The organism is Mycobacterium sp. TH-M106, assembly GCF_057473765.1.
In genome coordinates this window covers 1-11,175 of record NZ_JBYCLE010000024.1, presented here as the reverse complement: position 1 = coordinate 11,175, position 11,175 = coordinate 1, and the positions used below count along the sequence as shown (strand labels likewise).

Here is an 11,175-nt window from a genome sequence, read left to right as displayed (position 1 = left end):
AGCCGGCGCGCTGCGGCCGCAGCTGCACGCGGAGCTTCTCGGGAAGCTGGTAGTGCTCACTCCAGATGGCGAGCCACTCCTCCAGCAGTTTGCGCGGCACCTCGGTCTGCACCAGATGCTGGTGCTGGGTGGAGCCCTTGCCCATCGCCTTGGTGGTGGCGGTGCGCCCCGAGGATGCCAGCAGCGCGGCGTCGCTGCGCGGCCCGCCGACCAGGGTCTGCGGCGTCCGGTACGGCGACTCGATGAGACGCAGCTGACGCTGCAGGCGAGCCAGCGCCAGCATGCCGTCGTGGCGCAGCGCGGTGGCGAATTCCTCGGCGGCCAGGCCGTCGATCTGGTGCCCGCCGTAGGTGATGAAGTTGAAGACGAAGCCCATCTTGCCGATCTCCTCGGGGAAGCGCTTCATCTCCTCGTCGGTCATGCCGGTGGTGTCCCAGTTGAACGAGGGCGACAGGTTGTAGGCCAGCATCTTGTCCGGGAACTCAGCGTGGATTGCTTCGGCAAACTGGCGGGCTTCGGCGAGATCCGCGGTCTTCGTCTCCATCCACAACAGGTCGGCGAACGGCGCCGCGGCGAGCGATTTGGCGATCGCGTAGGGAATGCCGCCGCGCACCTGGTAGTAGCCTTCGGGGGTCTTGGCAAGCTCGCAGTCCCACGGGGTGCTGGCGCCCAGCTCCTTGGCCTTTTTCCGTGCCGTATGCAGCGACGCGTTCGCGGCGAATTCTCGCCACTGTGCTGCACTCATGTCGCGCGGCTCGTCCTCCCGCTCGCCGAACTCGATCACCTCGGCCACCGCTTCGCCGTAGGTCATCAAACCGGCGTCGTCCTCCCAGGACTCGACGAACTTCGACTGGACTTCGTCGTAGAGCGCATCGAGCGGTTGCCGGGAGTCGTTCAGCCAGGCGGTAGCCGCATCGGCGATCAGATCGGCGATGCCCCGGCGTTCCAGCCAGGCCTCGGCGGCCGAGTACTCGTCGTCGGGAATGGCGTAGAGCAGGTGACCATTGAGTTCTTTGACTCCCAACTCATTAAAGCGCCGCATCATCGCCAGGACGCACGACTTGTACGGGGGGATCTTCACGTTCGTGACACCCAGCAGGAACGGCTGGTCGCGCTCGTCGGCGCGGCTGTCAATCAGGTTTCCGGCCTCGGCGTCGGTGCGCGCGACGATGATGCCGGGCACCCGCATCACGTCGAGCTGGAATCGAGCGGTGTTGAGCCGCTTGATCTGTTCGTCGGACGGAACCAGCACCTTGCCGCCCTGGTGGCCGCACTTCTTGGTGCCGGGACGCTGATCCTCGATGTGGTATCCGGGCACACCGGCTTCGACGAAGCGGCGGATGAGGTTGCGCACGTGCGGATCACCGCCGTGGCCGGTGTCGGCGTCGGCGATGATGAACGGCCGGTAGTCGACCGCCGGGTTCGCGGCACGGTCGGCCTCGCTCATCCGTAGCCGGAGGTAATGCTGGTTACGGTCGGCGGTCAACAGTGCGCGCACCAGGCCGGCGGCTTCCTCCGGCACCTGGCTCAGCGGGTAGCTGGCCAGGTCGGGACCTGGGTCCTCGCTGATGGAGCCCTTGGCGGAAGTCGCCCAACCGCCCAGGTAGATCGCCTCGATGCCCATTCGTTTGATGGTCACCGCCTGCCCGGGAGAGTAGGGGCCGAAGGTCGTGATGCACTTGCGCTCCGCGAACAATTCGCGCAACCGCGCGTAGAAGGCCGTCGCCGCCTCGCGTGCGACCGGGTAGTCGGCGGGTATCGTGCCGCGCTGCTCGACGACTTGACGCGCCGTGTACAGGCGAGTGATCCCGTCGAAGCGCGGACTGTCGAAGTATTGCTGCGTGGCGGCTATGTCACCTTCATGGTCCTTCGCCAGGTTCTGTTCGAACGGTGTGCGGACCGCTCCGTCCGTGGTAATGGTGGTGGCCATGGATCTGCGCTCCTGTTCAGCATGGTTCGCCTCGACCGTGCGAGTCTATCCCGGGCGCGTTTGCGGGTTCGCTCGTGGCTTGCGGTGGGAAATTTTGACGAACCGGGCGGCTTCTGCGGGCGTGGTCACTAGAGTGGTGGTTTGTGACCGCCCAGCCCGATCGGTCCGATTGGTCCGACTCGTGGATCGATCCATGGCGGCCGCCACCGCATCGTCTGCATATGCCGGACCAGGTCCTCGATCGCTGGTGGGCGGTGCGAACGAGCCGGCGCTTCGCCAGCGTCGGCGTCCGCATCCCGGCCGCGCGCCTGCGAGAGATCACCGCGGGCGCACCGTTTGCGTCCGAGGAGTTCGTCGACGTCAATTTCGCGCTGGCCGCAACCGGGATCAACCGTGAGTTGCGCCTTGCTCGGGCCAGGCGCACGCGGCGACGTGCCGTCCGCTGGCTCATCGTCGCGGGCCTGGCTCTTGCCGCACTGAACCTGTTGGTTTGCCTGGGCTACGTGTTCATCACCTTGGCGGTGCACGAGTCGCCCTGGTGAATGCGGGGTCGACGAGCAGGCCGCACGGTTTGCGGACCTCGCACCAGATGGATGGATCGTGACGGCACTTAGACTGCGGCTATGGATCGCGGTTCCCCGCAGAAGTTGGCGGGTAGCAGGCGCCTGATAGAAATCCAGGACTGCCTGGACGCCGCCGGCAACATCGCATTGCCGCAGGGCGATACGCTGATCTCCCTCATCGAGCGCAACATCGTCAATGTCGGTGACGCTGTGGCCTACCGCTACTTGGACTACACGGCATCGGCCGACGGTCGCGTCGACGAACTCACCTGGGCTCAGTTCGGTGTGCGTTTGCGGGCCGTCAGTGCGCGCCTGCTGAAACTTGCTGCTCGCGGTGACCGCGTTGCGATCCTGGCGCCGCAGGGTCTCGACTACGTCGCCGGGTTCTACGCGGCGATCAACGTCGCGGCCGTCGCGGTGCCGTTGTTTCCACCGGAATTACCGGGTCATGCCGAACGGCTCGATACGGCGCTTCGCGACGCGGCGCCCAGCGTCGTCGTGACCACCACACCGGCGATGAAGACCGTTGAGGCGTTTCTGGCTGAGCTTCCGCGCCGGTACCGGCCGCAGGTCATTGCCATCGATCAGATACCCGACTCTGCACAGGACGGGTTCAGCCCCGTGCGTCTGCACCTGGATGACGTCTCCCATCTGCAGTACACCTCCGGTGCCACCCGGCCTCCGATCGGTGTAGAGGTCACCCATCGATCGAGCGGCACCAATCTGTTGCAGATGATCTTGTCGATCGAACTGCTGGACCGAAACATCCACGGCCTCAGTTGGTTACCGCTCTATCACGACATGGGGTTGTCGATCATCGGTTTTCCGGCGGTGTACGGCGGGCACTCCACGCTGATGTCACCTACGGCGTTCATTCGCCGGCCGCAGCGCTGGATCATGGCGCTGTCCGCAGAGTCCCGGCACGGGAGGGTGGTCACCGCCGCACCGAACTTCGCCTATGAGCTGACCGCGCAACGCGGCCTGCCCCCGCCGGGAGCAGACGTGGACCTGAGCAATGTGGTGATGATCATCGGTTCGGAGCCGGTGAGCATGACTGCGATCACGGCATTCACCGAGGCGTTCGCGCCATACGGGTTGCGACGCACCGCGATCAAACCCTCCTACGGTATCGCGGAAGCGACCCTGTTCGTGTCGACCATCGAGCCCACCGCCGAGGCGACGGCGGCCTACCTCGACCGGGAGCAACTCGGCGCCGGTCACGCGGTGCGCGTCGCAGCGGATTCGGCCAACGCGGTGGCGCATGTGTCGTGCGGTCGGGTCGCTCGCAGTCAGTGGGCGGTGATCGTCAACCCGGATTCTGGTGCGGAACTGCCCGATGGCGAGGTCGGCGAAATCTGGGTGCACGGCGGCAACGTCGCCCGCGGTTACTGGCAGCGGCCCGAGGAGACACGGCTGACGTTCGGTGCCAAACTGCGGTCCCGGCTCGCCGAAGACAGCCACGCCGAGGGTGTGCCGATTGGAAGCTGCTGGCTGCGCAGCGGTGACCTGGGGATGTATCTGGATGGCGAGCTCTTCGTCACCGGCCGGATCGCGGACATGGTGACGATCGAGGGCCGCAACTACTATCCGCAGGACATCGAGGCCACCGTGGCGCAGGCATCGCCCACCGTGCGCCACGGATACGCGGTCGCGTTCTCCATCCCGGATACCACCGGCGCCGGGGAACGGCTGGTGATCGTCGCCGAACGCGCCGCCGGTGCCGGCCGAGCCGATCCGCGCCCGGCGATCGAGGCGATCGGGGACGCGGTGGCGCGCCGGCACGCATTGACCGTCTCCGACGTGCGGTTCCTGCCGGCCGGTGCTATCCCGCGCACCACCAGCGGCAAGCTGGGACGAGTGGCCTGTCGCAGTCAATATCTCAGCGGCACATTGGGTCTGCGCTGAAGCATCGGCCTCAGCGGCCCTGTCATTCGGGCTTGCGCTTGTCCGGACCCGCTCGCAACCGGTCGGCCACGTCCCGGGTGGCCCCGGATGTGCCGCCGCAACCTCGCGGGCCGCGGGTGACAGGCTCACCGGTGCACCGTACCGTCGGGTCTGTGCGGTGGATCGTCGACGCGATGAACGTCATCGGTTCTCGTCCAGACGGCTGGTGGAAGGACCGCCGAGGCGCGATGGTGCGGCTGGTGGACCAACTCGAGCAGTGGGCATCCGCGGAGGGCCACGATGTCACGGTGGTGTTGGAAAAGCCCGCATCGCCGCCGATCCGGTCATCCGTGGTCAACATCGCGCACGCGCCACGAGCCGCTGCCAACTCGGCCGACGACGAGATCGTCCGGCTGGTGCACGCCGCCGATCGGCCCGAGGAGATCACCGTCGTGACATCCGACATCACCCTGGCGGAACGGGTTCGAAACGCGGGCGCCTGCACCCATTCCGCAACGAGCTTCCGCAGCCGCATTGAGCCACCGCACGGGGGACGGCGGTGACCGGGCCGCACCTGGATCGCCCTCCCGGTTGAGGGCATCCGCCTTCGGGGCCACCAAGCGGACTTGGCACACTATCCGCATGGCACAGATAACTTTGCATGGAAATCCGATAACAACCGTCGGGGAGCTGCCGGCTGTGGGGACCGCGGCGCCCACGTTCTCCTTGACCGGCGCCGACCTCGGCGCGGTCGATAGTGGCCAGTTCTCCGGTAAGGCGGTGCTGCTCAACATTTTTCCGTCCATCGATACGCCGGTGTGTGCAACCAGCGTACGAACCTTCAACGAACGCGCTGCCGCAAGCGGTGTCGCCGTGCTGTGCGTCTCCAACGACCTGCCCTTCGCTCTGAAGCGATTCTGCGGTGCGGAGGGCATTGACAACGTGACCACGGCGTCGGCGTTCCGCGCCGGCTTCGGCAAGGACTACGGCGTGACGATCACCGACGGTCCGCTGGCCGGGCTGCTTGCGCGTGCCGTCGTCGTGATCGGCACGGACGGTAACATCACCTACACCGAGCTGGTACCCGAGATCGGCAGCGAACCCAACTACGACGCGGCGATCGCGGGCCTGAGCTAGCAGCTCGTCGACCTGTAACCGAGCGGTTGATATCGCCTTCCGGTCCGACTGCTCGAACTGGGCGTGAGCGTAGGCCTGAACCTGCACCCCGACCGGTGCGAGGCTCAAATCTCAAGACGGTGTCAGTTGGGCAAAGGTACTGCAGCCTACCCGCGGGGCGAGGGCCGACTTCGCCTGGCTGGCTTTAGTGTTGGCCGCTATGGCCGGACTGGACAATTATGTGCGGCGCTGGCGCGGTGTTCTTCGCATCACCGTGGCGGCACTGATGGTTGCTATCCCGGGGTTCGCCATCACCCCGGTGGCCCGTGCGGCTGCGGCCTCCGCGACTCTGTCGGTGACATCGACGTGGCAGACCGGTTTCATCGCCCGCTTCACCATCATCAACTCGAGCACGGTCCCGCTGGCTGATTGGACGCTTGAATTCGACTTGCCGCCGGGGGAATCCGTCTCGCACACGTGGAATAGCACCCTCAGGCACTCTGGCACGCACTACGTGCTCACCCCGGCGAATTGGAATCGCATCATCGCACCCGGCGGTTCAGCCACGGGCGGTATGCGGGGCGTTCTGACCGGTTCCTACTCGCCACCGGTGAACTGTGTGTTCAACAGGCAATACCACTGCGCCTAACGGCGGTGCTCGCAGCACGTAGGCAGGGGTGGTATTCCGATCGCCGCCCATTCGCTGTCGTAATCGTCGCGGTGTTAGCGGACCAGCCGCACCGCCCTGGCCTTGGTGTTCACGACGTACTTGCTCGGCATCGCGCCATCCTTCCCAACAAAGGAAGTACGCATAAAACCGGGGACGGTTCAGTGGTCATGCAGGTGCGTGGCGGGATGAAGACTGCATGCGTGGTGAATTCTTTCGATTGCATGCCCGGCGGGGAGTCGCGGTCACGAGCGGTCCGGTTCCTCCTAGGCCGCACTCGTCCAGTCGGATCAACTGCCGCTGTGGTTTCCGCTGCTGACGGGCGCGACGGCATGGTGTCTGCAAGCGATCATCGACCGTCTTCGAAGCTGGTGGTGGACAGGTCGAGCCAAGGCACCTAGCCCGGCCAGCGTCGGAACAGCTTCTCGGAAGCCCACGCCGGCCACGTCGTGGCGCCGATGACCGTGCCCGCGGTCATTTGCGCGACAATTCGGGGCCCGTGAAGGCGTGAATTGTCGTAGATCGTTGCAGTGTCGGCGATCTCGATTGCATCGGCGACGAATTGCCAGAGTCGGCGGTGCCGTTCACGGATCTTGCCCTCGGGGACGTCGTGACCGCCGTGGTGTACGCGCCGCCGTACGCGTTCGACGGCGAGACCCTCGGGGATCAGCATCACATGCAAAGCGACGACGTAGCCCGCATCGTGGGCGGAGCGGATCAGCTCCAGCTTCGACGCATGAGAGAAGACGGTCTCGGCAATAAACGATTTGCCTGTCTCGATAAGCTTGGCGCGGGTATCTGCAGCGATCCGCGCTGCATGGTAGGCGTGCGCAGTTGGATCATCGGGCCAACGCTGCTTTGCGATCTCATCGGCATTGACGAATACGCTGCGTGGCAACAACGGCGCCAACGTGAACGCGATGAACGTCGACTTACCCGCGCCGTTCGGGCCTACGACGAGGTCGAGCCGCTTCACCGGCGCCTCGCGGAGTCATGGCTCATCCGTCCACGTCGACCACTGAGGTAGTTCCGTCGGGCCGGTACTCGACGATCTCGCCGTCGTCGTTGAGCGCCACTGTCGTGATGCCGCGCACTGACAGCAAGTCACCGTAATGGGCGGTGGCCAGCGACTCCTCGATAGCGGCCGAGACTTCTGCGTTGAAGACCAGCCCCTCGTCCTCGGACAGTCGGTTCGTGTCGAGATCACCGGCCAGGGCGGCCTCGACACGGCGACGCGAGGCCGTTTGATGGCTCGACACTGCCCGGCCCACCCGAGCCCAATGATCAAGTTGCTGCTTGGCCGACCGGCTCTGGCGAGCACCCTCAGCAGCAGCACTGTCCACGAGGTCGGCGGCGATCCTCGTGACACGGTCAGCGACGTTAGTCATATCCGCACCTCCTGAAGCAGGATGCTACGCCTTGTAGCGAAATGCTACAAGGCGTAGGCGAATAGTTGCCGGCCTCGCGTGCCCGTCGGCGAGAAGTTGACCAAGAGGCTCTGGGATCCCCATGGTGGATTGCACAGAAACTCGAACGTAACGAATGGGCCTTGAAGTGGGGCGACCCCGCGGAAGTCGAATGGCCATGGTGCGGCGGGGGAAGGTGATGGCCACGACTCGGTTTGCGAGATGCGGCCGGGTAGTGGGTTCATGAGATGAAAACGGCGTAGTCTACTGGTAACCCTCCGTATTCGATTCCGCCGTATTCCTGTTGCCCGGCACTCAGGATGAGCATTATGGCGGCGTTGGCGGTGAGGATGTGGGGGTATGAAATGACCCCGCCGGGCGGGGTCCGGCGGGGTCGGTGGTGTTCAGGGTGTCGCGGTGGTGTTCAGTCTGCCGTGACTTCGGCGATGGCTGTGCGGGTGGAGGATTCGTCGACGATGGCCTTGTTGGCGCCAAACGCGGCGACGAGGGCTTGTAGCGCGAGGTTGTTGACCGCGCGGGGGTAGCCGCGGCTGGTTTGGTGGATCAACCCGATGGCGTCGTCGGAGAACAGTGCGTCGTCGCGCCCGGCCAGCTTGAGGTGGTGGTGCAGGTAGCTGGCGGTTTCTTTGTCGGTCATGGGCGCCATCGTGTAGCGCAGCCCGATGCGTTGGTCGAGCGCGGCCAGCACGCCGAGTTTCATCCGCCGCCGCAGGGTGGGCTGGCCGACGAGCAAGCAGGCGAACGGGCTCGACGAATCGAGATCATGGTTGGTGAGCAAGCGGATGGCCTCCAATTGGTCGTGACTTAAAAGGTGCGCCTCCTCGACGACGACGGTGGCTGTACGCCCGCGCTCGGCGTGTTCGGCGGCCAGCGCGTCGGCGGCCTGTGGAGCCAGGGTGGCGTGGTGGGTCAGGGGTTGGCCGCCGAGGGAGGCGACGATGCGGTGGTGGATGCCGCGTACCCCGACGGTGGGGTCGGGCAGGTAGATGATGCTGTGGCGGCTGCGGTCAAGGGCGGCCAGCGCGGCACGCACGGCGACGGTCTTGCCGGCGCCAACTTCGCCGGTGATCACGCCGATGCGCCGTTCGGCGATGCACCAGCCGATGCGGGCGACCGCTTCGTTGTGGGCGGCATGGCGGTGCAGCATGCCCGGGGCCAGGTCGCGGCCGAACGGCATCCGAGAAAAGCCGAAGTAGGAGATCAATTCCATCATCGGGGTGCGACCTCCTGGTCGGTGAGCAGGTCAAGCTGGCCGGGAATCTCCGTGCCGGCCCCGGTGAGGGCGGCGTAGTTGACGCCGCGGGCCAGTTCGGCCGCATGCGCGGTCTCGAGCAGCTGCGCGTAGTCGATACCGGACGGTTGCGGTGGTGTGCTCGGGGTTTCTGGTTTGGCCTTGGGATGGGAGTGGCGGCTGATGTGGTGCGGGATCGCCAGCCCCATCGGCACGCCGGCCAGGCGAACCTCGATGCGGGTCAGGTCGAACGGATCGAACACCAACTCGACCTTGCGCCCGACCAATGCCGGGTCAACCTCATAGGAATTGCCATGTAGTGACACGGTGGCGGTCTTGGTCACGCGCCGGTGCGCCTCCCACAGGAACGCCTCGGTGAGAGCCTCGGGTGCGGGCAGCGCGACCGGCCCAGCGGCTGACCAGCGCTCCAGCGGGGTTTGGCTGGTCTCGGAATGGATCGTGCGGTGGTAGACCGTTTCGGTCCAGGCCGCGAAATGCCGATTCAACTCGTCCAGGTCAGTCACATAGTGGCGGCCGATGGTGTCGGGCTCGCCGGTGATCTCGACCAAAAACTGGTCGCGCACGGTCCTAAAAAACCGCTCTATCTTGCCCCCAACCTTCCGGCCGGTATGGTGCCGAATGCACCAGGCGCACACCGAGTTTCGCGCACGCGCGCAGCAGCCATTCATCGACGAATGCCGAGCCGCGGTCAACGTAGATCGCCTTGGGAACACCGCGTGAGGCCAGTGCCGGCCGCAACGCGGCGGCCAGCCGCACCGTGTCCTCGGCATAGCCCCACCGATAGCCCGGCAGCAGCCGGGAATGATCGTCTAAGAACGCGAACAGGTAGGTCTTTCTGAGTTGAATACGTATGCCGTGCAACGCATCCCCGGTCCACAAGTCGTTGGGGTGGGCGGCCTCGAACCGCCCGAACACTGGTGCCGACCCCGTGGCCGCGCCACCGATGAGGCCGAGCCGGTGGAAGTTACGTTGCAGGGTACGTTCGTCGGGTGCCCAGCCCAGCTGGGTCCGCAGGATTCGGCGGATCGCCGCGGCGGTGCGCTGCGGGTTCTCCCGCCGCAGCGCAACCGCCAGCTCCAGCACCTCCTCCGGGGTGCGCGGGGTGCACTGGCGCTGGTTGGGTACCAACGCGTCGAACCCGCCGGCACGCCAGTCCCTGATCCAGCGATCAATGGTCTGGCGGCTGACCCGCACGCGGCGCCCGAACGGGTCGGTGTGCTCGCGCGATGCCAGCTCGCGCACCATCTTGCCGCGTTCCTTGGTGGAGTGCGCCGCATCGGCGGCCTCCCGGATTAGCTGGTACCGGAAAAGCCCGATCGCCCGGGCCCGCTCGGACCGCACCTTCACCTCATCATCGCCGACCACTGGCCGCCTCCTTTGCTGTCTTTCAAACACATGACAGCGCACAGGTTTACGGGGTGATCGGCGTCGGCGGCAGGGTCGGTTCGTGTTGCGCTGCCGGGCCGGGCCAGCCCGGTGTCAACAATCGCCCACCCGACACCGCCACCGCGGTCTCGGCCAGCGACACCTCGGACAGCACGAACCGGCGCCCGATGGCCGCCGCCAGCGCGACGATCGCTGTCATCGCGTCGGCCAACCCGCTGCCGGTCGCCTCAGGCATCACCGGATCGGCATCCACCGCGCGCAGCCACACCGTGAACACCGACCGCACCGCCTCGGCCCGCTCACCGAAGCGACGCAGCCAGCCCCGCACCGTCTCCGCCGGACAGGCCAACTCGGCCGCGATCCGGCGAAACCCCACCCGGCGCACGGCCTTGGCCACCAACGCGGACACGACCACCGCACCCACGTCGGCGCGCCGCAGCAACGCCGTCACCGGCAACAACACGTGGGTGACGCGGCAGTCGGTGCAGCGCGACCGGCGAGGACACAACCACACCGGCCCATCCGCACCGCGCAGCAGTCGCGGCCTGGCCCGCCCCCAACCCGCCAACACCCCACTGCATGCCGGGCACCGCAGCTCACCCGCTGCCAACCTGCGCTCGACTAGATCGACATCCGCCTCTACCGTGACCACTGCGCCTCCCAAGCGCACAGACGGCCCTCCCGCAAGACTCCAGCCAGAGACACCTACCGGGGGGGCCGTCGCCTACAACGACGTGATCACCGTGCCGCCCCGGCACCGCAAGCACCAAACCAGCTACGACCAGCTGACGAGCTACTCATCGTCAACGCCGGATCGCTACCCCGTGGTGCTCAACCTGAATGCCCCCGAACACGTATTCCTCGCTGAGCGACGGTGCGGTGAGATCCCGAGAACAGTCCGGCGGAGGTGATTGAGCGGGTCCCGTCGCCACTGCGATGCAACGAAGATG

10 protein-coding genes and 1 pseudogene are annotated in these 11,175 nt (G+C 66.1%); 5 read left to right on the top strand and 6 right to left on the bottom strand.

Going from position 1 to position 11,175, the window contains the following annotated elements:
* On the bottom strand, positions 1–1,930 hold a 1,930-nt coding region (locus AC2VOP_RS00875), incomplete at its 3' end, for an isocitrate lyase/phosphoenolpyruvate mutase family protein (protein WP_486959208.1).
* 143 nt (positions 1,931–2,073) lie between these two features.
* Here AC2VOP_RS00875 and AC2VOP_RS00870 point away from each other — a divergent pair.
* From AC2VOP_RS00870 to AC2VOP_RS00850, 5 genes are all read left to right on the top strand, one after another.
* On the top strand, positions 2,074–2,472 hold the full coding sequence (locus AC2VOP_RS00870) for a hypothetical protein (RefSeq protein ID WP_486959207.1): 399 nt from the start codon (positions 2,074–2,076) through the stop codon (positions 2,470–2,472).
* An 81-nt stretch (positions 2,473–2,553) separates the two neighbouring features.
* Positions 2,554–4,398, top strand: a complete 1,845-nt coding sequence (locus tag AC2VOP_RS00865; RefSeq protein WP_486959206.1) for a fatty acyl-AMP ligase — start codon at positions 2,554–2,556, stop codon at positions 4,396–4,398.
* Positions 4,399–4,550: 152 nt separating this feature from the next.
* Positions 4,551–4,940 (top strand): NYN domain-containing protein, encoded by a 390-nt coding sequence (locus AC2VOP_RS00860; RefSeq protein ID WP_486959205.1) that lies wholly within the window; start codon positions 4,551–4,553, stop codon positions 4,938–4,940.
* A 79-nt stretch (positions 4,941–5,019) separates the two neighbouring features.
* On the top strand, positions 5,020–5,514 hold the full coding sequence (gene tpx / locus AC2VOP_RS00855; protein WP_486959204.1) for a thiol peroxidase: 495 nt from the start codon (positions 5,020–5,022) through the stop codon (positions 5,512–5,514).
* 199 nt (positions 5,515–5,713) lie between these two features.
* Entirely contained in the window at positions 5,714–6,142 is a 429-nt protein-coding gene (locus tag AC2VOP_RS00850) for a cellulose-binding domain-containing protein (RefSeq protein WP_486959203.1), read from the top strand.
* A 415-nt stretch (positions 6,143–6,557) separates the two neighbouring features.
* On the opposite strand, the gene AC2VOP_RS00845 is transcribed toward AC2VOP_RS00850, so the two are convergent.
* From AC2VOP_RS00845 to AC2VOP_RS00825, 5 genes and pseudogenes are all read right to left on the bottom strand, one after another.
* Entirely contained in the window at positions 6,558–7,136 is a 579-nt protein-coding gene (locus AC2VOP_RS00845; RefSeq protein WP_486959202.1) for an ATPase, read from the bottom strand.
* 22 nt (positions 7,137–7,158) lie between these two features.
* Complete coding sequence (locus AC2VOP_RS00840; RefSeq protein ID WP_486959201.1) at positions 7,159–7,548, bottom strand: TA system antitoxin ParD family protein; 390 nt, start codon at positions 7,546–7,548, stop codon at positions 7,159–7,161.
* A gap of 442 nt (positions 7,549–7,990) precedes the next feature.
* A complete protein-coding gene (locus AC2VOP_RS00835; RefSeq protein WP_407689736.1) occupies positions 7,991–8,800 on the bottom strand; it encodes an ExeA family protein in 810 nt (269 codons plus the stop codon).
* A pseudogene (locus AC2VOP_RS00830) lies at positions 8,797–10,204 on the bottom strand (transposase). The gene AC2VOP_RS00835 and the pseudogene AC2VOP_RS00830 overlap by 4 nt, the downstream one beginning before the upstream one ends.
* Positions 10,205–10,250: 46 nt before the next feature.
* Positions 10,251–10,877 (bottom strand): hypothetical protein, encoded by a 627-nt coding sequence (locus AC2VOP_RS00825; protein WP_407689734.1) that lies wholly within the window; start codon positions 10,875–10,877, stop codon positions 10,251–10,253.
* Positions 10,878–11,175: the final 298 nt, after the last annotated feature.